Below are 25,872 nucleotides of genomic sequence, written 5' to 3' on the forward strand. Positions count from 1 at the left end.
TTAATCATACAAGCTTTATAATTAATAAAGCTTGTATGATTTTTTATGTTCATAGTAAAATAACAAATTTGTAGTATAATCTAATAATGATAAACTATATTTTACTTATAAACATAAAATATTTTTTATATTATAATTATCAGCAATAATCGTAATAATTTGTGTAGGAGGTAAAATATGCTAAGCCAGCAAGAAAAAACAATGATTTTAGATAATTTTGCAAAAGAGAATCAACCTATAGAAATAATAAATGAATTAAATGATGGAGAATCTGGCGCAGCAGTCTATACTGTAGAGTTTGGCGAATCACGTAAATTAGGAGTTTTAAAAATACAAGAAATTAATGAAAGTGGATTACATAATAAAGCGTTTTTACAATCTAGAGAGAATTCTATTGAAGGTTATATTCCCAGCATTATTGATGAGGTTGAAATACAAGGTAAAAATAATTTAAAGAGGTTTGGAGTACTTTATGAATTAGGTGGAGATAATGTAATGGGAATTAAAACTCTAAAATATTCACTAGAAAATGAATTAGCATTAGTTAAACAAACAAGTGAACAAGTAGCTAAATTTTTATATACTTGGAATAAACCACATACATCTAAAATTAAATCACCTATTGATATAATGAAAAGCTCTTTAGGTTATAGGTTTATGGATGAAAAACTTATTAAAGCTTTTGAAAACCTAACCATTGATGAAGATAAAAAGTGGTTAGTTATTGATGGAGTAGACAAATTCTTTCCTAATCCTTACAATTTTTTTACAGATGAAGAGGTTTGGAATGGAACTCAAGTAAAATATTTAGATTCATGTATACATGGTGATTTCCATGGAGGTAATATAATTGTTTCTGTTAAGAAACCATCTATTATAGATTTTGGAAGTTACCAAGTTCATAGTAATATTTTTTATGATACAAGGTATTTAGAATTACATTCTTTAATGGATTATCTAAAGTTTAATAATAATAAACAAAGAAAGTTTTGGGTTAGTCTATGTGATGAATTATCAAAAAATGTTAAGTATGTTGATATACCAGATGGAGATGGGGCTAGTATACTTAGAGATATAATCCCGGAATTACGACATGGTATAGATTTTCTGCTGTCGGATGCTAGGAATAAACTATATGAGCCATCTTTTTATTTAGCGGGGGTTTCTGCAGGACTTAATTTCATTCGTAAAACAAAGGATGAAGATAAACGGATGGCCGCAATGATATATGCAATGTATAACTTAAGAGCGGTTTTAAAACATGAGCTTATAGGGCTGTACAATCCTAGTCTATCCTCAAGCACTAGCGTTAAATGGTTTTTAGACGAAACGTGCGAAGGTGACTACCTAGACAACGATTCAACATATAAGATTGATGAAAAGGCATACCATATTTCTGGTATAATAAAAAATAAATCTATAGAGCTTACGGTTGAGCCTATTATTAATTTAAATAGTGGCAAGGTTAAGTCATTAGAAATACTAGTTAGGGATTCAAGATTAGAATTTTTTCCTTATGAAATGTTTGAAAAAGCTAGACTTACAGGAGATTTAGAAAATCTTACTATGCTAGCTTGTGATAAATTAAATAATTATTTGGATAAACTAACACCATTTATTGAAGAAGGATTATTTTTTAAACTTCAATCGGATACAACTAGGCATACTATTAAAAAGGTAATAAAGAAATTGCAGGGGACGAACTTAGTTTTAGAAATTACTCAACGTATACCAAGAAGTGCATTTTGGCGAAATTTTGCAGATGAATTAAAATTTAAGTTAGCTATGGATAACTTCGGGGAAGGTAACTCTAATATGGTTGAATTAATAAAGATGAAACCACATTATATAAAAATTTCTCAGGAAATAGTTAGAGATGTAGATAAAGATGAAATAAAAGCATTAATGGTAGAGAACATGGTAAATATGGCTATTAAAACCGGCATGAAAATTGTAGCGGAGGGAATACGTACTCTGGGAGAAAAGAAAAAACTAATAGAGTTAGGAATTGAATATGGGCAAGGCTCGCATTTTTCGTCAGCAATGCTTATTGATTATGCAGATTATGAAATTTGGAAAAGAGGATTTTAGAATTTACATATAGAAAGTTATTTTTGATAATATTGTAAATTCTATAATGATTTTAAATAGTAAGCTTTGATATTTTATAGTAGCAAGGTCATGCTAGTGCACAATAGTTTTAAGGCCACTCCTTTTATAAGAAGTGGCCTTAAAACTATATATTTATGTAAAAGTATAATATTCTATGTTAGAAGACATATTGCATTAGAAGAAATTCCTTCGCCCCGCCCTGTAAAACCGAGGCCTTCCTCTGTAGTAGCTTTAACATTAACTTTATCTATAGGTAAATATAGTGCAGATGCAATGTTTTTTACCATAAAGGAAATATGTGGTGCCATCTTAGGCATTTGTGCGATTATTGTGGCGTCGATATTTTCAATTATATAATTTTTATCTTTTATTAACAGACCAACATGCTTAAGCAGGGCAATGCTAGAGACATTTTTATATTTATCGTCGGTATCAGGAAAATGCTTACCAATGTCACCAAGAGCTGCGGCACCTAGCAAAGCGTCAATAATAGCGTGAACTAGAACATCTGCATCTGAATGACCTAGCAGTCCTGTCGCACTGGGAACATTTACACCACCAAGTATTAAACTTCTGCCCTTAACTAATTTATGAACATCGTATCCCATTCCAATTCTCAAGCCAATAACCTCTTTTCAATTAAAATTATGAAAAACTTACTTTTCTTTTTAATATATCATTTCTCCTCAATGTAATCAAGAAATTTAATTACATTGAGGAGAAATATATATGCATAGCTAAAATTGTAGAAAAATGAATAATAGTTATTCACATGTTATCAACAAAACTGTGGATAATGTGCATAACTCATTAGAGAAAACTTGAAAAATCTTATTTAAAATACAATTAATTACATAATAAATATACAAAATAGATATAAATGTAATTAAGAACTAATTATTATAATCAATTCCACAAGTTATGCACAAAAACTCTGTGGATACTGTGGATAAGTCTTAAATAATCTATAATAATTTACAACATTATACATATATTCAAGCATACTGTGGATTAGTAAATTTTATTGTGTACAATCTGTGAGTCTAAATAAAGTGTTTAGATAATATAAATAATTCTAATAATTCATTTATAAAAAAGTTTTGAAAAAACTATAGATGTAGTTATATCAACGTTTTATTAGGTTCTTTAAAAATATGAAGTAAATCGAATAAAATTTATATTTGTTAAAATATAACATAATTAAAAGAATTTTTTCGTATAACTAAGAATAATTTAAGAATATAGACTATATGGTAAGTTAAATAGTTATTATTAACTAAGAGTAACAAGTTACCCACAAAAACTGTGTGAATAATGTGGATAACCCTTAAATAAATCAAAAAACACACAAATTTGTGTGTTTTTCAAGTGTGTTTTGATCAAAAATGCGAGAATTTAATAGAAATAAAATATTAAACTCTTTTATTTTGAAGCATTTTCAGTTTTAACAGAACTAGCTATTAAATTGTTAATACCTGTTAGTTCTTTTTGTGATAAATATCTCCATTTTCCGATATGTAGATTTCCCATAGAAACATTCATGATCCTAAGTCTCTCTAGTTTAATAACGTTATATCCTAAATACTCACACATTCTTCGTATTTGACGATTAAGACCTTGCGTCAAAATTATTTTAAAAACATATTTGCTTTCTTTTTTTACAAAACATTTTTTAGTTATAGTTTTAAGTACAGGGATGCCATTTGACATATTTTTTATAAAATTAGGTGATATAGGCTTATTTACAGTGACAATATATTCTTTTTCATGGTTATTCCCAGAACGTAGAATTTTATTTACAATGTCTCCATCATTAGTTAAAAATATAAGACCTTGAGATGCTTTATCAAGACGTCCTATAGGGAAAATTCTCCTCGGAAAATTTATAAAATCTACAATATTGCCATTAACTTTATGTTCAGTGGTGCATGTTATACCAATAGGTTTATTTAACACTAGATAAACTAAATCTTCTTTTATTTTTAGTGGTTTGCCATTTATTTTAATGCAGTCGCTTGTGGATACTTGGGTACCCATTTCAGGGATTTTACCGTTTACGGTGACATTTCCTGCATCAATCATTTTATCTGCTTCACGTCTAGAGCAAAAACCAGTTTCACTTATAAATTTGTTTAACCTGGTTTTTGAACCGCATTCTTCATAGTGATTAGGAATAGTTACCTCGTTTTTGTTATATGTGGGTTTCATTTTACACCATCCTTTGCGAGTATATCGCGAGTCATCAATCAATAAATGGTTGCTTGTTATTTAATAAGACCTTAAAATCATGTGTTTTAGCATATCTATTAAATTCTGGGATGTTAACTTTTACATTATTTTTATTATCGGTAACAAATATAGATATTTTAAAGCCGTCTTCTGCATGTGCTTTAGTCAAATATTCTTGCTTAATAGATTGATCTAGAATTAATTTTAAAGCTTCATCTAAAGATTTGTGTTTTAAGGATACCAGCTTGATTATTTTATAACCGCCTTCGCTAAGGCCTTCAACCTTTTTAATCGTATCTGATCCGCTTACCTCCATCTTTATAGAACAATTCATGTCTACTATAACAGAATAATTATATTTATTATCCAAGTACAATTTTCTTAGTGAGAATATAAGTAAGATTATGAAAGCAATTGTAAGCATAAATTTCCAAATTACAACTTTTTGAAATTCGTAGCCTTCGTATAATTGACCGATTACAGGGTCGCCCGTGTGCTTTTCTAGGGTGACAAATTCATTTTTTTCGGTTATAATGTATACCTTATTTTTTTCAATGTTAATTATTTTACCTGACTTACGCATTTTGGATCCCCCTTTGGATGATAATAAATATTTAATAATACTTGACATAAGGTGAAGAAATTGGTACGTTCATTGCAGAAGGTATTAAATCATCTCCTGCAGAGCTTCATTAAAGACTTCAGAAGGAGATTTTCCTTCTTAAAAGTCGTTAAATTAAGGCTTAAGGTTATATACATACAAAATATTAAATAGGGGTATATTATGAGAGAAACATTTTTAAGCGAATTTTATATATTTATAGGTAGCTTAATTATTATAAATATTACAGTTATTTATATAGTAATTAAATCATTAATGAATAAAAAATCTAAAGAATATGATAAGAGAACTAATGCAATAATTGATATATTTAAGTCTACAACTAATATAGAAGACATTTTTGAAAAATTACTAAAAAATATATATGAAATTGTAGAGTATGACACAGCTATAAGTGTATTTAAAGATGATAATGATTGTAAACATGTAGGTTGCAAAGGCATAGGAGAAGGACTAGATTTAAGTAGTTATTTTAAGCAAGATAAATATCTTGAACTAATTAAAAAAGTCATAAAGCCAAACATGCCTTATTATATTAAGGATTTAAACAAATCAAAATATGCAAAGATTAATACTGAGTTTCAAATAGTATTATATCATATGAGAAGCCTACTTATAGTCCCAATAATCTATAATGAAAAAATATATGGGGCAGTTATAATTCTTAGTCATAAAAAATCAGCATATAATGAATTTTTAATATCAAGTGTCATGTTATTTGTTGGTAGAGTCACCATAGCTATTGAAAATGCCATGATACTAAAAAAATTAAGAGATGCGGATATGGTTAAAACAGATTTTTTATCAACGGTATCGCATGAGCTTCGTACACCATTAACTTCAATTATTGGATTTGCAGAAATGGTAAAACGAAAATTTGAAAAATCAATAGTAAATATGATAGATATTAAAAGTGAAAAAAATAAAAGTGAGGTAGAAAAAATAAAAAGAAATATAAATATAATTTTATCTGAGGGCGAGAGATTATCCTTCCTTATAAATGATTTATTAGATATATCAAGAATTCAGGCACGTAAAGTTCATTTAAATATGATGGAAGTTGCCATGGAAGAGATTATAAATCACGTAATAACATTAACTGACCCAATTATTAAAGGTAAATTAATTCAGGTTGTTCAGAGCATAAGGGAACCGCTTCCTATAATTATGGCAGATAAGGATAAATTAATGCAAGTAATAATTAACCTTATTTCTAATGCTATAAAATTTACGCAAGAGGGATGTATAGTATGCAGTGCAAGAGTTGCCCGGGATAATATTATAGTAACCATAAGTGATACGGGGATAGGTATTAGAGAAGAAGATAAAAAGTATATATTTGAAAAATTTAGTCAAGTTGGAGATAATCTCACTAGCAAACCTAGTGGTACAGGACTTGGATTATCTATATGTAAGTATATTATTGAACAACATGGTGGAAAAATATGGGTTGAGAGTGAAATAGGAAAAGGAAGTGATTTTTCATTTAGTATACCTATATTAAAGACAAAGTAGTAAAAACTCGGTCCAAAAAAATACACTATAGAGTGGCGAAAAGATAAGTGCCGCTCTTAGTGTATTTTAACGATATTTAGCTCAGCAGGAGCTGATTTAACTAGATTTTATAAAAAGATGTGAGAATATATTCTGCCAACATATTTATAGAATTAGAGTATAGGGGAAAGTAATCTCGAAATAGATTCCTTGAATTTAACTATAAAGTTTCTATTAGTGTAATCCTCAATAGTTAATTCATTACAAAATGTTAAATCATTCATAAAAAAGTTGTCTAGGTCAGAAGTTATTTCTTTATCATATATAAAAGCATTGATTTCAAAGTTTAAAGTAAAACTTCTAATATCTAGGTTGGCTGTACCTACAGAGCTTATAGATCCATCAATAGAAAGAAATTTACTATGAAGGAAACCTTTAGTGTAGGTATAACATTTTACGCCCGATGCCAGAAGTTCGCCCATATAGGATGTAGAAGCCCAATATACGAAAGGATGATCTGGTTTACTTGGTATAAGTATGCGTACATCGACGCCTGAGAGAGAAGCTATTTTTAGTGCCTCGAGTATGCTATCGTCTGGAATAAAATAAGGCGTTTCTATATAAATAGTGTTTTCAGCTTTGCTAATCATTTTTAAATACCCATTTTTAATAGAGTTAAAGGTAGAATCAGGACCACTCGAAACTATTTGAAGACCTGATTTTCCAATGTGTGGTCTGTGGGGGAAATATTTATCGTCAAAATTTGAATCTTCTTTTGAGGCAAATCTCCAATCCATTAAGAAATGAAGTTCTAATGCATCAATTGCATCGCCTTCTATAAATAAATGAGTATCTCGCCAAAAACCGAATTTTTTAGAATGTCCTAGATATTCATCCCCGATATTAAAACCACCTATGAAAGCATATTTACCATCAACAGTACATATCTTGCGATGGTTTCTAAAGTTTAATCTGAGGTTTATATAAGGAAGAAAAGGTGGGAAGAAACAAAAAGCTTTTCCACCGGCCTTAATTAAAGGTGCAAAAAAAGATTTAGGAACCTTAAGGCAACCCATTCCGTCATATAGTAATTTTACCTCTACTCCTTCGTTGGCTTTTTTACATAGTATATCAAGAATTTCTTTTCCTAAAATATCATTTTGGAATATATAATACTCCATATGAATGTATGTCTGCGCGCTATTAAGACTTTCTTTAAGTTGATCAAACTTTGCTTTTCCATCAGTAAATATAGTAATCTTATTATTATTGGTATAAAAAGAGTTGTCACTACAAAGATTAAGTTTCATTATGTCGGAATATTTACTTAAAAAAGGATTAGTTTTAGTTAAACTTTCGTTATCTAAAAATTCTGTTTGTTTACTGACAATAGAAGATAGGTTTTCTTTTTCTTCCTTTTTTAGTTTGAACATTTTTGTTCTTTTCAAATTTTGACCGAAAAACAGATATACAATAAACCCTACACTAGGTAAAAACAGCAATACCATAAGCCATGTCCAAGTATTTGCTGGGTTTTTTCGTTCGATAAAAACAACTACAATAGCAAAAATAATATTAATAAAAAATAGTAAATTAAAAAAACGTAAAAATAGTTCACTAGAAAACATAAAAGCCTCCAAAAAATTCATTTTATCTTATGATAATAGTATACATATAAATCAACATAAAAAAACAGTGAAAAACAGTAAAAAATAAAATAATTTTTATTAATATCATTGATTTATGAATAAAACAGGAATATTTTAATTTTATAATTTATATTATTAATGAAGTAGTAAGTTCTATGGTATAATAAAGCTGAATCGTTAAGCATGATTTAAGGGGTAAATCATATTTTAAGTAAAATTTAAAAATGAAAACAAATTGGGGATAGATATATGGGTTTAGTTCAAAAAATAGTTAATGAGGAAATAGACCAATCCTTGGAACTTATAAAAGAATTAGAACATGTGATGAATGAGATTAAGGGAAACGAAAATTTGTTTTGTTCTGATGTTCAGAAGATGTCATTAATTGATAAACAAATTATATTACACAGTTGGGTAAGTTATGTAGGATGTTATAAAGAATTAAAAGAAATTAGACAAAAGTATAAAAATAAAATTATATTGAAATCTACAACTGATACACATGCTAGATATAAAAACGTTTTATTAACTTATGCTTCAACAATAGCGATACGTAAAAATGCAGTATTGCTAGCCAACATTATAGACAAAAATAGGTATTTGGAGTCGATGTTAAACGAGGCTAGGCCTGAATATAATATTAATAAAAAACAATATTATTATATAACACAAGAAATTACAGAAATTTCTTGTATGATATCTTTGTTTAGGAATAAGCACTACTTTAATTCTATGCTTAATTATTATGAAGGTCATCAAGACCATAGGGTAGAGGGAGAAAAAGAATTATTAGCTTATGCAAGCTATAATTACTTGAATGTTATAAAGCTTGTTAAAAATCATAGAAATATTGTTAAAAATAATATGGTTGGTTTTTTTGGTAAAAATGCTTTTGACTTTTGGTTCCCATTCCAAAAGTGGGTTGCTGTAAGTATTACTGGAGTTGATTATTCTAGTAGAAAAGAGAAATATGTAAGCAGCGAAGATATAAATATTATTAAGGCAGAATTGTTACCAGGTGATGTACTTCTAAAAAGAAATAATTATCAGCTAACCAATATAGGCTTACCAGGTTTTTGGACTCATACTGGTATTTATATAGGTGGTTTAGAAAACGTAGACAAGTATTTTAACGATATTGTTTTGGATGATTGTTTGTCAGTGTCAGAGCACATAAAAAAAGTTTACCCTAAAGTATATGAGCGTTTGCAAAGCAAGCCAAGCAGCGAATACATTATTGAAGTTATTGCCTCTGGAGTTGTAATAAACCCTCTAGATGCTATTGCAAAAGTTGATTGTTTTTCTGCACTCCGTCCTAGACTTTCTAAAGAAGATAAATTAAAGGCATTGTTTACAGCTTTTGAGTATTTAGGAAAGGTATATGATTATAATTTTGATATTATGACAGATAATGCTTTGTTTTGTAGTGAACTAATTTATAAGTCATATTTATGCTCAAGCAATAAAAAAGGAATTACATTTAACTTAGAGCTAAAAGCGGGAAGGCTCCTACTCTCACCTAATAGCATTATTAAAAAATTTGACTCTGAATTTGAGAGTGAAAATGCAGAATTTGATTTTGTAGTTTATTATGATGGGAATGCGCGCGAAAGAAAAGCTATAAGAAAAACAGCAAATGATTTAAAAACGACTTGGAAAATATCTAAATGGACAACCGTAAAGCATAGGATTATTTTAAAAACAACCACAAGGTATCCTATAGTGAAATTAAATTCGGTATTGTCTAAGCTCAAATTTATTTTATATGGCATGTTTTAATAATTAGGATATATGTATATAATATAAATACAGTAAAAATATTAAAAGTAAAGTATTAGATTAAACTCTAGAATAGAAAGTAGGATAAATAATATATGAGAAATATTAAAATTATAATAGAATATGATGGTACTAGGTATAAAGGATGGCAAAGACTTGGAGACAGTGACAATACAATTCAGCACAAAATAGAAGCTGTTTTAAGCAAGATGGCTCAAGAAAATATTGAAATCACTGCTTCAGGAAGAACAGATGCAGGAGTGCATGCATCAAATCAAGTGGCGAATTTTAGAACAGACTGTACTTTGCCTGTGCATAAAATGCGTAGTTATTGTTATGAATACTTACCAGAAGATATTGTAGTTAAATCAGTTGAAGAAATGGATCTTAATTTTCATGCTAGATACAATGCTAAGGCTAAAAAATATGTATATAATATTTGCAACAATAAGGTACATGATGTATTTACAAGAAAATATGATTACCATGTAGCATTACCACTGAATATAGATAAGATGAGAAAAGCATCTGAATTCTTAATAGGAGAACATGATTTTCAAAGTTTTACAACACTTAAAACTAAGAAAAAATCTACTATAAGAACTATTTATACAATAAATATTGAAAATGAGGATGGAAATATTGAAATCAGTGTTCAAGGAAATGGATTTATGAAAAATATGGTGAGATTACTAGTTGGAACACTTGTTGAAGTAGGACTTGGTGAAAGAGATGCAAATGAAATTAGTGATATTTTAGATAGAAAAGAAAGAAAGTATGCAGGACATATTGCACCAGCCAAAGGTTTATTTTTAGAAGAAGTTAATTATTAAGATTGTATAAATAAAATAGGCACATGAGTTTAAAAAACTCATGTGCCTATTTTATTTATATATATAGAAATAGAAATTTAAAACAATGTAAATTATAAATTATTACTATAAGATTCCTTCGTTTTTTAATAGTTCTTCAATTTCTTCAACTTTTTTGGAAAGGCTATCAAAATTTTCTTTTAATATATCTTTTGGAAGAGGACTAAGCTTCATAGTTTCCTCTAAAACGTCTATAGAGTCTAGCGCATCATCAATGCCCTTTTGTGCTTGTTTTAAGCTTTCTTCTTTCATCATTTAATCTCCTTTAACTTTTGTTTTTTATAAATATACTTAATTCATCCTGAAAAATAGGGCTCTAAAAGGTTATATTTAAGGAATATATAAATCCTAACATTAGTGATTCAAAGTTACAAGTGGAAATTAGTTTCTTAATTACTTAAACATTAATGCTAATTTTTCTTATTGATGGAAAGTTTATTTTTAACGTCTTTTAGTATGATATCCAAACCTTTAAACTTTAAATCAGGAAAGGCTTTTATAATCCTTGAGTAGTCAGGATATTTTTTAGTAAATAAATAATCATATCTTGATTTGAGCTCTTTAATGATGTTTTCAATGTCAGATTTTTTCTTACTCATCTTAACTTCAGCACTTTCTATTAACTGCTCTAATTTAAATTTTAATTCTGTTATATTTTTAGTATTTCCTAAGTTCAATTTAAACCCTGAAACTTTCTCAGTTAATTCCAAATATGCTGTATTAAATTGATGTAAAAGCAATTCTAATTTTAAAACAGTATTTACAGTAAGTATAAAATCGATTAATAAACATAAAAGCATAGTATAAAAAAGTATTATACCTAGTTTAGGTGGGATTATACTTACTATATGTATGATATAAGGATGAATTACCTTTAAAATTAATATTGAAATAAACCCCCATATTATAGAGAAATATAAACATATTCTCCCTTTAAGATTGTACGGCTCATCACTGTAATCCCACCAAGTACTATTAAAGGCAGTTTCTAAAATGTAGCCGGTCACATACTCGATAAGGGACGTTAAAAATATTGAACCAAAAAAAAGATAAATATAATTAGCTTCAATAGGTTTTAATATAACAATTATAGACAAACAACCAAATCCATAAATAGGGCAAAATGGTCCATTTAGAAAACCTCGATTAACAAATTCTTTTTTGTTTATTGTTGCGTAAACTGTCTCAAGGCACCATCCCATAAAAGAATAGATAATAAAATAATAAAATAGTGTAAATGTGTTTGAATTTAATAAAGCTGTACTAAACATATATTAACTCCCTCTTTTTATGGTTACAATATATTGAACAAGAAAATAGTAACACAAAAAGTATTTTTTTTATAGGCAATAAGCTAATAAAATATTAATATATGCAAGTTTTTGAGAAGTGATACATATATATTTAGCAAGCGATGATAAATTAACTTAAATATTAGGAGGAAATATATGATAAATATTATTTGGTTTTTAATTTTATCAGTAGGCATAATTGTTGGGATGGTTACGGGGAAGGTGGAAATTGTCTCAAAAGCAGTTGTTTCATCAACAACGGGCGCTGTGGAACTTGTCATAGGGCTTGTTGGAATGATGTGTTTGTGGTGTGGAATTATGAAAATTGCAGAGAAAAGTGGACTAACTGACAAATTAGCCAATCTACTTGGACCAATTCTAAAAATCGTGTTTAAAGAAGCTAGAAAAAGTCCAAAGGCGATGTCTAGCATTACTATGAATATAACGGCTAATATGGTGGGATTATCAAATGCAGCAACCCCTTTTGGTATAAAGGCTATGGAAGAAATGCATAAAATTACTAGGGAAAAGGATACAGCTAGTAATGATATGGCTTTGTTTTTGGTATTAAATGCTGCTTGTATTCAGTTTTTACCAACAACGGTAATATCAATAAGAGCAGCTTATAATTCTCAGAATCCAGCTATTATTATCCTGCCGGCTATAATTGCAACAGGTACTGCTGCAGTATTAGGTGTATTTTATTGTAAGATACTACAAAGATATTTTTAAATAGAATATATATTGAAACTTAAAGTTAAAGGCGGTGGAGGTGTAATATGGTGATTGTAGGTAACTTAGTATCATATATTTTAAAGGGTATAATCCCAATTATTATTGCTCTAGTAGTAACATATGGGGTTATTAAGAAAGTAAAAGTATACGAATGTTTTGTTGAGGGGGCAAAAGAGGGCATAACCATTTGTCTAAAAATATTCCCGTATCTTTTAGCCATGATTGTGGCCGTAAATGTGCTTCGAGCTTCTGGAGCATTAGATTTTTTTATTTATTTAGTAACTCCAGTAGTTAAGTTCATCGGACTGCCACCTGAAGTGGTTCCTTTAGTTTTAATAAAACCTCTATCGGGAAGTGGAGCATTAGGAGTGTTCACTGACATAATAAAACAATATGGGCCAGATAGTTATATAGGAAGGGTAGCATCCATAATAATGGGATCAACAGAAACAATTTTTTATACACTTACAGTATACTTTGGTGCAGTTGGTATAAAAAATATTAGGCATACATTAGTGGCGGCAGTGCTTGCTGATATTACAGCGGTTATAATGGCAGTTAATTTGGCCAAATTTTTCTTTTAAATATAAAACAATGAAAATATAAGTATAATTTTAGGGGTTTTGATTAAAAATATTGACATAGCAATTTATTTGCAATATAATTATTATGTGATAAATGCAATGATGAGAAGAGTAATAAGCCTAATTGTTAACAGAGAGCTGACAGTGGTGAAAATCAGTAGCAGGTTGACTTATGAACATGGTCTTTAAGCAGATTATTTGAGTGGAAATTTAAAGGCTTATTATAAAAATATACTTTTAAATTTTATTATTAGGATAATACGGACGCAACCGTTATATTGTCAGGTGATGATGGTCACCCATTGAGATCTTTATAGTGATGTAGGGATAAATTAGAGTGGTAAAACGTTAAATACGTCTCTAAACAGAATAATATTTCTGTTTAGAGACTTTTTTTATTTTCTGGGAAATAAAATCTGAAGATTATAAATAATATATTTGAGAGAGGCAGGAGAGAAATATGAACAAAAAAACTTTTTATATTACTACACCAATTTATTATCCGTCAGCAAATCTACATATTGGTAATACATATACAACGGTAGCTGCTGATGCTATTGCTAGGTTTAAGAGGCTTACAGGTTATGATGTTATGTTTTTAACAGGTACAGATGAGCATGGTCAAAAAATTCAAAGAATAGCACAGGAGAAAGGAGTTACTCCAAAACAGTATGTAGACAAAGTAGTAGCAGGCATACAAGAACTATGGAAAATGATGGACATAAGTTATGATAAATTTATAAGAACAACAGATGAATACCATAAAAAATCAGTTCAAAAACTATTTAAACAGTTGTACGATCAAGGGGATATATATAAAAGCTCATATGAAGGATTATATTGTACTCCATGTGAATCATTTTGGACAGAAACTCAAGCAGTAGACGGGAAATGTCCTGATTGCTCAAGGCCTGTAGAAAAAGCTAAAGAAGAGGCATATTTCTTTAAAATGTCAAAATATGCAGATAAACTTATAGAATACATTGAAACTCATCCTGATTTTATTCAGCCAGAATCAAGAAAAAATGAAATGCTAAATAATTTTTTAAGACCTGGCCTTCAAGATTTATGTGTTTCACGTACAACTTTTGATTGGGGAATTCCTGTTGAATTTGATCCAGGGCACGTTATATATGTATGGGTAGATGCATTATCTAACTATATAACGGCGCTTGGATATAATAGCGACGATACTTCCCTTTATAAAAAATACTGGCCAGCGGATGTACACCTAATTGGTAAAGATATATTGAGATTTCATACGATTTATTGGCCAATAATGCTTATGGCATTAGATTTGCCTCTTCCAAAACAAGTATTCGGACATGGCTGGCTTCTTGTGGATGGGGGAGTAAGAATGGCTAAATCTAGAGGAAACGTAGTAGATCCAGTAACGCTGGTTGATCACTTTGGAGTTGATGCAGTAAGATATTACTTGCTTCATGAAATACCATTCGGTAATGATGGAATATTTACTAGTGAAATATTTATAAAGAAAACAAATTCAGATTTAGCTAATGATTTAGGGAACTTACTATCAAGAACTGTAACAATGGTAGAGAAATATTTTGACGGAGTTACTCCGGTGCCTTTGCAGAAAGAGGCCGTTGATAATGAACTTATAATGCTTGCACTTGGCGTGCCTGCTTTAGTTGAAAAAGCTATAGAAGACCTTAAAATATCTGAGGCACTAGACCATGTTTGGACTCTAATTAGACGAACAAATAAATATATAGACGAAACAACTCCATGGATACTTGGAAAAGATGAAGCGCAAAAGGGAAGACTTGGCACGGTGCTCTACAATTTATTGGAATCACTAAGAATGACATCAGTACTAATATCAGCATTTTTGCCAACAACAAGTAATAAAATAAATACTCAAATAAATGCCAGCAATACAACTTGGGATAGTCTGAAATCATTTGATGGAACAATATCCGGAGTAAAGGTTAATAAAGGAGAGGTAATGTTTCCAAGAATAGATGTGGAAGCTAAAATAGAAGAGCTTGATGCACTTGTAGAATCGCAAAGGAAATTAGCACAAAAGCCTACTATGGAGCCAATTAAAAAGGAAATTACCATAGAAGATTTTGATAAGATAGATATGAGGGTTGTTAAAGTATTAGAGTGCGTAGCAATGAAGAAATCTAAAAAATTACTTAAGTTAAAAGTAGATTTAGGTGGAGAAATAAGACAAGTAATTTCAGGAATTGCTCAAAATTACAAACCAGAAGAACTAATTGGTAAGTATGTAGTGCTAGTAGCCAATTTAAAGGCTGTTACACTAAGGGGGGAATTATCACAAGGAATGATAATTGCAGCGGCAAATGAGGATGATAGCAAGTTATTTGCAATATCACTGCCGGGAGAACTACCTACAGGAAGTACAGTAAGATAAAATGATTTTTAAAGACACTAATTGCATCCATAAGTATGAAACTCTTATGGATGTAGAAAATGTCCATGCTAGGAGGAAAAATATGAAATTTATTATAGGTTCCTTAGTTGGAGCTATTATCGGGTACATAACCAATTGGTTAGCTATAAAAATGTTGTTTAGACCACGCAGCGAGATAAGACTATTTAACGTTAAAGTGCCATTTACTCCAGGACTTATACCAAAGGAGAAGACTAGAATAGCTAAAAGTGTAGGGGATTCTATAGGTCAACATCTTTTGACAAAGGAAACAATTATTAAGTCTTTATGTAGTGAAAACATGAATCAACAATTAGATTCATGGGTACAAAGTAAGGTAGTTACTATAAAGAATAGTGAGGTTACAGTGGGAACAGAGTTAAAATCATTGCTTGGGAATGAATACCAAAGTTTTACGGGCAGCATAAATGATAATATTTCTAAAGCCCTTGTAGGTTATTTAAATGAAAAAGAGGGTTCAGGCAAGATTGCTAAATATATTTCCACACAAATAATAGCAGAATTAAAAGTTAAACCAGAAATTATTTGTAAAAGTGAATTATATAACTCAATAAAAGATAAAGTGTTAAACATGGTAATTGAGTATAAGGATTCGGATAATTTCTACAATACAGTTCAAAAAATATTAAAAGATAAGCTAGCTAAACTAATGGGATTAGATAAGAATTTTGAACAAGTAGTTCCAAGCGAGATAATTAACAATCTGAAAGTATATATTTATGGCAAAAGATATGAAATAGCTATGGAAATAAAAAAAATGTTAAAAGAGGAAAAAAACTCGAATAAATTAAGAGAAATTGTAGACGAAACTATAAGCACAAAGTTAAGCCCTATGGTAGCAATGTTTATGAATACGGATACTATTTATGAAAAGGTTGCAACTGGATTAGATGAATTTTTAGATGAACCTAAAAATCATAATGACATAGCTTTAATAATTAATGATATTATAGACAAAATACTTAAAAATTCAATAGCGGGTGTGCTTTCAGAGCTACCTAAAGAAGCTATTGATAATGCAATTGAACCTTTAATAAAATTATTCACAACAAAGATTGTAGATGAAAAACTTATTAGAGATACTTTAGAAGCTCTTGAGGGTAAGTTTAATAATTATTCCTCAATTGAGGAGTTACTTGAGAGTTTAGGAGTAGATTATAAAAGTTTTATAGAAGAGAGTATAAGAAGTAGGATAGAAGTTATGGCAAAAAGTGACACTGCATTAATAAAAATAACACAAATAGTAGCTATAATGATTAGTCGCGTGCTGCGAATTGAGATGAAATCAATGGTTGGATCTCAGGGTAATAAAGTAGCTGAATCTGTATCAAATGTAGTTCGCGATTTGTATAACAAATTCATAGAAAATAAGGCTGAGGGTGTTATTGAAGTATTAGATATTGCAAAAATAGTCGAAGAAAAAATAAATGAATTTGATGTAGCTTTTTCAGAAGAAATTATAATGGAAATTGCTAGTAAGGAGCTTAAGGCTATAACTTGGCTTGGGGCAATCCTTGGAGCGATTATGGGGGTGTTATCACCAATTCTTGGTTCGCTTTAGTTCATTATTTATTAATAAGTAAAAGTCACTTTCGAAGGAAAGCGGCTTTTACTTATTTAAATTATGTTATAAATTATATAAAATTGTACATAAATTAAGAACACGAGTATAATGTCAAATAAATACTCGTGATTAATTGAAAACTAATTTAAATTAGAAGGGATGGTGAGAGCTGTAATTAAACTTTAAGTAAGGTTAAGTTTAATGCAGTATTTATTATGATATTTGATTCACATGCGCATTATGACGATGAGGCTTTTAATGAGGATAGAGAAAATGTAATTATGGGTTTAAATGATAAAGGGGTAATAGGGGTATTAAACTGCGGTTCGTCAATGGACGGGGCTAGGATGTCAGTAGAATTATCAGAAAAATACAGTTTTATATATGCTGCGGTAGGTGTACATCCTGAATATGCAGATGTAGTTAATGATGAAACTATCATAGAATTACGTAGTTTAGCGCGTTTTTCAAAGGTTAAAGCTATAGGTGAAATAGGGCTGGATTATTACCATGACGAAAATCCAGATAGAGAAATTCAAAAGGGCGCATTTAGGCGTCAAATGGAGCTTGCACGTGAACTTAAATTACCTGTAGTTATTCATGATAGGGATGCTCATATGGATACTTTGGATATATTAAAAGAATTTCCAGAGGTGATAGGCACAATTCATTGTTTCTCAGGAAGTGTTGAATTTGCCAGGGAATGCTTAAAGCTTGGTTATTTTATAGGATTTACCGGAGTCATAACATTTAAAAATTCGAAAAAAATAGTTGACGTTGCAAAAGAAGTACCAATGGAAAGGATACTTGTAGAAACTGACTGTCCATATATGGCGCCAGTGCCCAATAGAGGGAAAAGAAATGAGTCTGATTATATTAAATATATAATAGAGAAAATAGCAGAAATTAAGGGCAAAAATATAGAGGAAATTGAAGATTCAACTATTTTTAACATAAAACAATTGCTAAAAATTAACAAATAGTGTAATATGTATATTAATCCAATTTATGAAAAGATTTACACAAAAGTATTGGTAATTAAAACTATATGCATATCATATAATTTTAATGGTAAAAGTTATTTTTACTAGTTTACCCTCAAAACTGGGTTGGTTATTTATATTTTCAACTATAATATTATAGTTGCATGCATAATGATGCATTAGCGGTCAAATTTAAGAGTAAGGAGCTCATCATTTGACATATTTATTGCTTCAAGGTATAATACCCAAGTATTCTTGACTAAGGGAGGGAATCTTTACGATGAAAAATGTTAAAGAGAATTTAAAGAATTATTTTTCAAATGGACCCAAGACGATTTTTGTAGTAATGCTGGTAATTACATGCATTACAATGACTGTATTTAATATGAAAAAAGTTATATCTGTGATTGTTGATGGTAAATCTATAGAAGTTACAACTTTAAAAAGTGATGTTACTCAAATACTAAAAACAAATAATATAGCGCTGGGGTCCAAAGATCAAATAACGGTGAGTTTAGACAGTAAAGTAAAAGACGGAGATAAAATATATATAAAAAAAGCTGTGAACGTTAAAGTAAATGTTGATGGGAAAGAACTTAATATTCAAACTGCTGAAAGCACTGTAGAGGATATGCTAAAGGCAGAGAAAATTGTTTTAGGCGATAATGACAAGATTACACCATCAAGAAGTGATTCACTAAAATCAGATCTTTCAGTTAATATAACAAGAGTGAAAACTGAAAATATTAAGGAAACTAAAGTAATAGACTTTGCAACCGAAATTAAAAACAGTAATAATTTAAATAAGGGTGTAAAAAAAGTCATCCAAAAAGGAAAAGCAGGGGAGAAGATTATAACTTCAACTGTTGTTTATGAAAATGGCAAAGAGGTATCTAGAAACTTAGTTAGTGAAAAAACTAATTCTGAGCCTGTAAAAGAAATAATTGCATTAGGTACAACCAGTGTATTTTCATCATCACGTGGAGGGGATATTAGTTATACTAAAAAACTTAAGGTTAGGGCAACAGCATATACTGCTGATATTAATTGTACTGGGAAAGGCCCAGGTGACCCTGCCTTTGGAATAACGTCCACTGGGAAAACGGCAAAAAGAAATCCTAATGGGTATAGCACTGTAGCTGTTGATCCTAGGGTTATTCCTCTTGGAACTAAGCTTTGGATAGAGGGATACGGATATGGGATTGCAGAAGATGTAGGTGGAGCTATAAAGGGTAACAAGATAGATTTATATTACAATTCTAGTGGCGAAAGTTGGAATTGGGGAGCAAGAAGCGTAGATATATACATTCTTAAATAGGAGCATAAGCTCCTTTTTTTTGTTTTATAGTTCACTATTAATGAGTAAAATGGTATTATAGATAAGGTAATAAAAAAAACACTAAGGTGTGCCTTTGTTTTTAACGACATTTCAGCTCCGCAGGAGATGATTTAATTATTATATAATAATAGGAAATGACTTAGTTTAGTATAGAAATGAAGATGATAAATAGCATTTTTTATAGGTCAATTAGCCAATTAGGAGGATAACATATGATTAAAGAAGTGATAGTAGTTGAAGGAAGAGATGACATTACAGCAATAAAAAGAGCGGTAGATGCTGAACTGATTTCTGTAAGTGGGTTTGGGATAAATGAAAAGGTAATTAACAAAATAAGAGAAGCTCAAAAGCGGAGAGGTGTTATAATATTTACAGATCCTGATTTTGCTGGAGAAAAAATAAGAAAAATTATTTCCAAAAGAGTACCTAACGTAAAACATGCATACATATCGCAAAAGGAAGGTACAAAAGATGGAGATATAGGTGTTGAAAATGCATCACCTGAAACAATATTAAAAGCTCTTTTGGCTGCAAAATTTGAAGTTCAAGAAAAAAGAAAAGAGTTTGGTGTGCAAGATATGATATTTTTTAAATTAACAGCAGATAGTCGTGCAAAAGAAAGACGAGAGGCTCTAGGAAATTTATTAGGTATAGGATACGGTAATTCTGCTCAATTTATAACTAGACTTAATAATTATGGGATCATAAAAGAAGAATTTATAGAGGCTTTAGAAAAAATAAACAAGGAGATGAATTATGGCAGATTTGACGATTAGTGAGGCTTGCAAAAAATATGGATTTAGGTTTAAAAAGGGTTTAGGCCAAAATTTCTTAATAGATGATTCTGTACTGGATGATGTTGTAGATGGAGCAGAAGTTAATGATCAAGACTTTATTATTGAAATAGGGCCAGGCTTTGGAACATTAACTAGAGCTCTTTTAAGAAGGGCTAAAAGAGTTTGCGCTATAGAACTAGATGATAAACTTTTACCGATTTTAGAGGATGAACTTAAGGAGTTCGATAATTTTGAACTTATACATAACGATGCTTTAAAAGTGGATTTTAATGAATTAATTGGGGATGAAAAGTCCGTAAAATTAGTTGCTAATCTACCATATTATTTAACGACTCCAATAATTGTTAACTTACTCACTGGTGGTTATAATTTTAAATCTTTAACTATAATGATACAAAAGGAAGTTGCGCAGAGAATAGATTCAGAGCCAAATTGTAAGGCTTATGGAGCTTTTTCAATACTTGTTCAGTATTACTGCGATACAAAAATACTTCGACTTGTGCCACCTACAGCGTTTTTGCCCGAGCCTAAGGTAGAGTCAATGGTTATAAGACTCGATAGATTAAAAGAACCCAAAGTTAAGGTTAAAGATGAAGCCTTGTTTTTTTCTATAGTAAGAAAATCATTTAATATGAGAAGGAAAATCTTATGGAATTCTGTTAAGGATATAGGAATTCCTAAAGAAGAATTACTAAAATGTTTTGAAAGAGCAAATATTGATCCAAAAAGGCGAGGAGAAACTTTATCACTACAGGAGTTTGCTTTGCTTTCGGATGAAATAGGGTTTGCAAAATAAATTTTCAGATAGTGTTCATTTTTTATAACATACTTCATATATTATAATGAATAAGTTTTATATGGAGGTTAGCGATCGTGACACCTAAAAAAAATTATAGTAGGTATTTTATTATATTACAGGAAGATGAAAAAGGATATTCATTAGACGCAGATAAAATTCCATCAGGCTATGCAAAACTCGAAATGAAAAATGCCAAATGTAAGATTTCATACTATGTACAAAACCTAAAAATAGACAAACAACCTTATTACATGATTTTGATATGTGGTAAAAAAGATGTGAACAAAATTATAAAAGTTGGTAAATTGAACATAGACGATCACGGTAGAGTGGACATTTTTCATGAATATGATATGGAGAATATAGCAGACACGGGTATTTCTGCTGAAAAGATTATTGGAGCTGCAATTGTAAAATTTCTAGATGTAAATGTAATTTCAATAATGAGTGGGTTTTCAACAACAGATAAACCAATTGATTGGAAAAACTTTAAAATAGCAGATGGTAATAAGGAAAAGAAAGTAGCGAGAACGACTGATGTCATCAATGAATTTGACGAATATGAGCAAAGCATTGAATTAATTAAGGTGAAAAAAGATGAAGCTATAAATGTTGTGCCTTTAGAAATTCGGGAGACTCAAGATGAAGTAGTAGACACTGATACTAATCAAGAGACTTTAGACGAGCAAAGACTTGCGGGTGAAAACGCTAAAGTAACGGGAACTGTAGATGAAGAGATAGAGATTAACAAACAAGAGGATGTTTCTAATTTTAATAGAGATGTAGATAGAAAACATAAAGAAGATAAAAAAGATAAGTGTAATGATAAGGAAAATAACTATGTTAAAGGCGAATATCCTAAAGGCGCTATGGGAAATTTCTTCAAGAAAGTAGCACAAGATTTTGAAGAAGTACCTGATTTTACCAAGGAAATTAAATGGTGCACATGGTATAAGGTACCCGTTCATAACTTGGAGAATATGTATGATTCAAGTGACTATAATAAATATACAATAGCCTATTATCCTATGATTTGTTACTTCCCATACATTAGAAACTACAAATCTTTTATGCTAGGATATAAATGTGACTCAAAAGGAAAGATGAAATATATTGTTTATGGAATACCTGGAAGCCGCAACAAAGCGCATCAACCTTATGGAGGCAAAACTGGTTTTGTAACTTGGATTGCGGATAAAGATAATGATGAAATGGGACATTGGCTGATGTTTTATGACTTTAAAAATTCTACAATTGTTGTCCCTTTAAAAAAATGATATAGAAAAAATAAAATGATGTAGAAAAATAAAATGTGCGGCTAAATAATTTAGCTGCACATTAATTTTTTTTGATAATTTAATGTTATGTATCATATAGTATATTAATATTAATTTGTGGAGGGGCTTAATATAATGAGGAGCACATTCAAGGTTATAGTTATAAACAAAAAAAAGGTAGGAATTATAGTAGTAATTCTTGGACTTATGATTACACTCCTAGGAATATCAAAACAATTTGACAATAAATTAAAAACTACTATTCTTGTAGAAAATAATATTAAACTACTTAATGATTATTCTACAATAAATGGGAAAGTAATTTATAAATTACCAGTAGGATGGACAACAAGAGAAAGGAAGTTTCCTGGTAATGACATTATGTATCACAACGATTTTCAGTCATCAGATGCTGTAATTCATGGCTTTGTGGAGGTGTGGAACAGTAAACAAGACTTAAAATCTTTTTTGGATACAAGTAAGAACATATCAGAGGAACAAAATGAGATTAAAAATTATAAAATTGAAGATGTTATTATAAACGGTAAAAAAACATATTTAATTCAGTACTTAATAAATACAAACAATCATAATTGGTACAAGGCATATGAATATTTCGTTGATGGTGGGCAACGATTTTATAGAATTTCATTTTTTACAAGAGAGGTTAATTTTAAAGAGACATATGCGGCCATTTTTCAAAGCATCGTTGAAACTATAAAAATTAAATAAAGAAACTATAAAAATCAAATAAATTACATTTAACAACATTTGATTAAAACTTTTTAAAGTATTATAATTTATCTAATGATATTATATAATAAGAGTAATGATATATGGCACGCATATATATCGTTTGTAGTGAGTTATGTGCTAGGAGGGGCAATTGCTTCTCTTAGTATTTTATTGCGGTAGAGAACTTAAATAGAAGGCATAAGAAAGCAAGTACTATTAATAGGGAGGGAAAAAATGAAACCAGTATTATTTGAATTTTCTTTTATAAAGATTTATGGTTATGGATTAATGATAGCAATCGGTATTATTGCAGCACTTTTACTATTATCTTACCGGAGCAAGAAAAAAAAATATAATGAGGAAAATATTTGGGACATGGCAATAATAGCAATCATATTTGGAATTGTAGGCGGAAAAGTCTTGTACATAATAACAGATATTAAATATATATTACAAAATCCTTCAATACTAAAAAATGTTGGAAATGGATTTGTTATATATGGAGCTGTTTTGGGAGGAGTACTAGCAATATACTTCTATAGCAGGAAAAAAGGTTGGAATGCACTTAGTACATTTGATTTAGTAGTTCCAAGCTTGCCACTTGCACAAGGATTTGGAAGGATAGGTTGTTTTTTAGCTGGGTGCTGTTACGGTAGTGCTACATCGCTATCAATAGGGGTAGTGTTTAAAAACTCGCCATTTGCGCCTAATAATGTACACATACATCCAACGCAAATTTACTCTAGTATATTTGATTTCATATTAGCATTTTTTTTACTTTGGTATGGTAGACGTGAAAGAAAGAATGGGAGAATATTTGCTCTTTATCTTATAATCTATAGTATAGGTAGGTTTTTAATAGAGTTTTTAAGGGATGACCCTAGAGGCAGCGTATTTATGTTTTCTACATCTCAGTTTATTAGTTTATTTGTTGTTGCTATTGGAGTTCTTTTATTCAATGTGGAATCGATAAAAAAAGTTTTGTACAAATAACATTTAAGAAATTAATAATATATATAACGGGTAAGTATTTTGAATGTGGGTAAAGCTGTGTTTGCATTGCAAATACAGCTATTTATAATTAAAACGTCGTTAAAAAAAATTAATCATTGAATTTTTAATCATACTAGAAGGGGATTCATTATTTAAATCAACAGTATCTCCTAGTTTTGAATTTTTAGGTAAACGAGAAACACTCACGTTTACCGTAGTTCCATTTAAGAAATTTACAAAAGCATCTGTATTATTCATATCAATTATTTTTCCATACATATAAAAACATCCTTTCATAATATATAAACTAACTCTATTGTAGTTTTAGCAAATAGTGGAGTTATATACATGTTAGTTATAATGTTTCTAACAAATATTTTGAAAAACTTATAATATAAACTAAAAAACACCTATCACAAAGTGATAGATGTTTTATCTATAATTAATTTTAAGTATATTATAGATTACCTAGAATTTGAATTATACTCTTGAAACGTTTGAAGCTTGTGGGCCTCTAGCGCCAGTTGTTATTTCAAATTGAACTTGTTGTCCTTCTTCAAGTGATTTGTATCCATCTCCTTGAATAGCTGAGAAATGTACGAATACATCTTCTTCTCCTTCAACGGATAAAAAACCAAACCCTTTTTCTGAATTAAACCATTTAACTGTACCTGTTTTCATATAACTTTCCTCCTGAATAAAAAAATTTGCAACATTTGTAACATAACTATTATGATACTACACTTTATGTATTTTTTAAATAGTTTTTTTAAAATAAATAATATTTTTAATGAATTTACATTATTTACTTGATTAAAGTATAATAAATTAGCTTCATTTTATTATATTATAAAAAACGTTAATAAATAAAATTTAATATTTTTACAGATAGGGATTCCTTTATTGCATCATTAATCAATAAAGTATTACTATTTATTTTTAAGGCATTTTTCATATTCATAACAAATGTTTCCACTCCATCTAGAGGAAGAGAAACTTTAGAGGTCTTATAGTGCATAGGTATAACTATTTTGGGATTTATTTTTTTTGTTATCTCAGAGGCTTCTTTGCCATCAATTGTATAATTTCCACCTACTGGAATAAATAGTATGTCTACATCTCCAATTGCTTCAATATCATTATTTGAAAGCTTGTGACCTAAGTCGCCTAAATGGCATAAAGAATAACCATCCATTCTGAAAGTAAATATAATGTTATTACCTCGTTTTAATCCCTTATTTTTGTCATGATAAGAAGGGGTGCCTTTTATATATATATCGTCTAGATTGTACGAGCCAATCTTATCTATGATTTTACAATTATCATTTAATTCTTTAGTATAATTATGATCAAAATGGTTATGACTTATAGTGGTAATGTTTGGACAACCCTTGTAAACCTCATATCCTAAGGTGCCATCAAATGGATCCGTTAAAAGCTGTTTGCCTTTAGAATTCTCCAAAAGAAAAGATGAATGACCTAGCCAAGTTATTTTCATAAAAGTCTCCTTTGGTAAAATTATTAAAATAAATCACCTTAATAGTATTTTTACTATTAAGGTGATTTATTCATGAATT

Annotated in this window: 24 protein-coding genes; 15 read left to right on the top strand and 9 right to left on the bottom strand. The window is 29.6% G+C overall.

Annotation, left to right across the window (positions count from 1 at the left end):
- Positions 1 to 177 precede the first annotated feature (177 nt).
- Positions 178 to 2,091: an EAL domain-containing protein gene (locus ACREVX_RS14325; RefSeq protein ID WP_431544896.1), complete on the top strand. Its 1,914-nt coding sequence runs from the start codon at positions 178 to 180 to the stop codon at positions 2,089 to 2,091.
- A gap of 173 nt (positions 2,092 to 2,264) precedes the next feature.
- Here ACREVX_RS14325 and ispF read toward each other — a convergent pair whose 3' ends face one another.
- The 3 genes from ispF to ACREVX_RS14340 all read right to left on the bottom strand — a co-directional run bounded on the left by ispF (position 2,265) and on the right by ACREVX_RS14340 (position 4,924).
- On the bottom strand, positions 2,265 to 2,732 hold the full coding sequence (gene ispF / locus ACREVX_RS14330; protein ID WP_431544897.1) for a 2-C-methyl-D-erythritol 2,4-cyclodiphosphate synthase: 468 nt from the start codon (positions 2,730 to 2,732) through the stop codon (positions 2,265 to 2,267).
- A gap of 802 nt (positions 2,733 to 3,534) precedes the next feature.
- Entirely contained in the window at positions 3,535 to 4,320 is a 786-nt protein-coding gene (gene rluF, locus ACREVX_RS14335) for a 23S rRNA pseudouridine(2604) synthase RluF (protein ID WP_431544898.1), read from the bottom strand.
- A 34-nt stretch (positions 4,321 to 4,354) separates the two neighbouring features.
- Positions 4,355 to 4,924: an anti-sigma-I factor RsgI family protein gene (locus ACREVX_RS14340; protein WP_431544899.1), complete on the bottom strand. Its 570-nt coding sequence runs from the start codon at positions 4,922 to 4,924 to the stop codon at positions 4,355 to 4,357.
- A gap of 201 nt (positions 4,925 to 5,125) precedes the next feature.
- On the opposite strand from ACREVX_RS14340, the gene ACREVX_RS14345 reads away from it, so the two are divergent.
- The gene (locus ACREVX_RS14345; RefSeq protein ID WP_431544900.1) at positions 5,126 to 6,478 is read left to right on the top strand and encodes a GAF domain-containing sensor histidine kinase; all 1,353 of its coding nucleotides are present in this window, start codon (positions 5,126 to 5,128) and stop codon (positions 6,476 to 6,478) included.
- Between the two features lie 152 nt (positions 6,479 to 6,630).
- Here ACREVX_RS14345 and cls read toward each other — a convergent pair whose 3' ends face one another.
- Positions 6,631 to 8,085 carry a cardiolipin synthase gene (cls, locus tag ACREVX_RS14350; RefSeq protein WP_431544901.1) on the bottom strand — a complete coding sequence of 485 codons (1,455 nt, stop codon included), beginning with the start codon at positions 8,083 to 8,085 and terminating at the stop codon, positions 6,631 to 6,633.
- Positions 8,086 to 8,355: 270 nt separating this feature from the next.
- Between cls and ACREVX_RS14355 the strand changes: the two genes are divergently transcribed.
- Positions 8,356 to 9,885 carry a YiiX/YebB-like N1pC/P60 family cysteine hydrolase gene (locus ACREVX_RS14355; RefSeq protein WP_431544902.1) on the top strand — a complete coding sequence of 510 codons (1,530 nt, stop codon included), beginning with the start codon at positions 8,356 to 8,358 and terminating at the stop codon, positions 9,883 to 9,885.
- A 95-nt stretch (positions 9,886 to 9,980) separates the two neighbouring features.
- Positions 9,981 to 10,718 (top strand): tRNA pseudouridine(38-40) synthase TruA, encoded by a 738-nt coding sequence (gene truA, locus ACREVX_RS14360; protein WP_431544903.1) that lies wholly within the window; start codon positions 9,981 to 9,983, stop codon positions 10,716 to 10,718.
- 105 nt (positions 10,719 to 10,823) lie between these two features.
- On the opposite strand, the gene ACREVX_RS14365 is transcribed toward truA, so the two are convergent.
- Together ACREVX_RS14365 and ACREVX_RS14370 are read right to left on the bottom strand one after the other, a co-directional pair.
- Complete coding sequence (locus ACREVX_RS14365; protein ID WP_431544904.1) at positions 10,824 to 11,012, bottom strand: hypothetical protein; 189 nt, start codon at positions 11,010 to 11,012, stop codon at positions 10,824 to 10,826.
- 155 nt (positions 11,013 to 11,167) lie between these two features.
- Positions 11,168 to 12,028 carry a putative ABC transporter permease gene (locus ACREVX_RS14370; protein ID WP_431544905.1) on the bottom strand — a complete coding sequence of 287 codons (861 nt, stop codon included), beginning with the start codon at positions 12,026 to 12,028 and terminating at the stop codon, positions 11,168 to 11,170.
- Between the two features lie 177 nt (positions 12,029 to 12,205).
- On the opposite strand from ACREVX_RS14370, the gene ACREVX_RS14375 reads away from it, so the two are divergent.
- From ACREVX_RS14375 to ACREVX_RS14425, 11 genes are all read left to right on the top strand, one after another.
- On the top strand, positions 12,206 to 12,781 hold the full coding sequence (locus tag ACREVX_RS14375; RefSeq protein WP_431544906.1) for a nucleoside recognition domain-containing protein: 576 nt from the start codon (positions 12,206 to 12,208) through the stop codon (positions 12,779 to 12,781).
- 47 nt (positions 12,782 to 12,828) lie between these two features.
- Positions 12,829 to 13,368 carry a spore maturation protein gene (locus ACREVX_RS14380; protein WP_431544907.1) on the top strand — a complete coding sequence of 180 codons (540 nt, stop codon included), beginning with the start codon at positions 12,829 to 12,831 and terminating at the stop codon, positions 13,366 to 13,368.
- Positions 13,369 to 13,828: 460 nt separating this feature from the next.
- Positions 13,829 to 15,769 (top strand): methionine--tRNA ligase, encoded by a 1,941-nt coding sequence (metG, locus tag ACREVX_RS14385; protein WP_431544908.1) that lies wholly within the window; start codon positions 13,829 to 13,831, stop codon positions 15,767 to 15,769.
- 82 nt (positions 15,770 to 15,851) lie between these two features.
- On the top strand, positions 15,852 to 17,369 hold the full coding sequence (locus tag ACREVX_RS14390; RefSeq protein ID WP_431544909.1) for a DUF445 family protein: 1,518 nt from the start codon (positions 15,852 to 15,854) through the stop codon (positions 17,367 to 17,369).
- A gap of 218 nt (positions 17,370 to 17,587) precedes the next feature.
- Entirely contained in the window at positions 17,588 to 18,355 is a 768-nt protein-coding gene (locus ACREVX_RS14395) for a TatD family hydrolase (RefSeq protein ID WP_431544910.1), read from the top strand.
- Between the two features lie 280 nt (positions 18,356 to 18,635).
- On the top strand, positions 18,636 to 19,673 hold the full coding sequence (locus ACREVX_RS14400; protein WP_431544911.1) for a resuscitation-promoting factor: 1,038 nt from the start codon (positions 18,636 to 18,638) through the stop codon (positions 19,671 to 19,673).
- 233 nt (positions 19,674 to 19,906) lie between these two features.
- Positions 19,907 to 20,470, top strand: coding sequence for a ribonuclease M5 (gene rnmV / locus ACREVX_RS14405; protein WP_431544912.1), 564 nt, complete (start codon positions 19,907 to 19,909; stop codon positions 20,468 to 20,470).
- The gene (gene rsmA / locus ACREVX_RS14410; RefSeq protein WP_431544913.1) at positions 20,451 to 21,287 is read left to right on the top strand and encodes a 16S rRNA (adenine(1518)-N(6)/adenine(1519)-N(6))-dimethyltransferase RsmA; all 837 of its coding nucleotides are present in this window, start codon (positions 20,451 to 20,453) and stop codon (positions 21,285 to 21,287) included. The genes rnmV and rsmA overlap by 20 nt, the downstream gene beginning before the upstream one ends.
- A 77-nt stretch (positions 21,288 to 21,364) precedes the next feature.
- Positions 21,365 to 22,567 carry a DUF7922 domain-containing protein gene (locus tag ACREVX_RS14415; RefSeq protein ID WP_431544914.1) on the top strand — a complete coding sequence of 401 codons (1,203 nt, stop codon included), beginning with the start codon at positions 21,365 to 21,367 and terminating at the stop codon, positions 22,565 to 22,567.
- A gap of 135 nt (positions 22,568 to 22,702) precedes the next feature.
- Positions 22,703 to 23,299: a hypothetical protein gene (locus ACREVX_RS14420; RefSeq protein WP_431544915.1), complete on the top strand. Its 597-nt coding sequence runs from the start codon at positions 22,703 to 22,705 to the stop codon at positions 23,297 to 23,299.
- 237 nt (positions 23,300 to 23,536) lie between these two features.
- Positions 23,537 to 24,295, top strand: coding sequence for a prolipoprotein diacylglyceryl transferase (locus tag ACREVX_RS14425; RefSeq protein WP_431544916.1), 759 nt, complete (start codon positions 23,537 to 23,539; stop codon positions 24,293 to 24,295).
- 99 nt (positions 24,296 to 24,394) lie between these two features.
- On the opposite strand, the gene ACREVX_RS14430 is transcribed toward ACREVX_RS14425, so the two are convergent.
- From ACREVX_RS14430 to ACREVX_RS14440, 3 genes are all read right to left on the bottom strand, one after another.
- Entirely contained in the window at positions 24,395 to 24,574 is a 180-nt protein-coding gene (locus ACREVX_RS14430) for a hypothetical protein (protein WP_431544917.1), read from the bottom strand.
- 201 nt (positions 24,575 to 24,775) lie between these two features.
- Positions 24,776 to 24,976, bottom strand: coding sequence for a cold-shock protein (locus ACREVX_RS14435; protein WP_431544918.1), 201 nt, complete (start codon positions 24,974 to 24,976; stop codon positions 24,776 to 24,778).
- Between the two features lie 178 nt (positions 24,977 to 25,154).
- Positions 25,155 to 25,793, bottom strand: coding sequence for an MBL fold metallo-hydrolase (locus ACREVX_RS14440; protein WP_431544919.1), 639 nt, complete (start codon positions 25,791 to 25,793; stop codon positions 25,155 to 25,157).
- Between the last annotated feature and the right edge of the window lie 79 nt (positions 25,794 to 25,872).

The sequence above is a fragment of the Clostridium sp. genome (genome assembly GCF_050717545.1).
GTDB lineage: Bacteria > Bacillota > Clostridia > Clostridiales > Clostridiaceae > Clostridium_AD.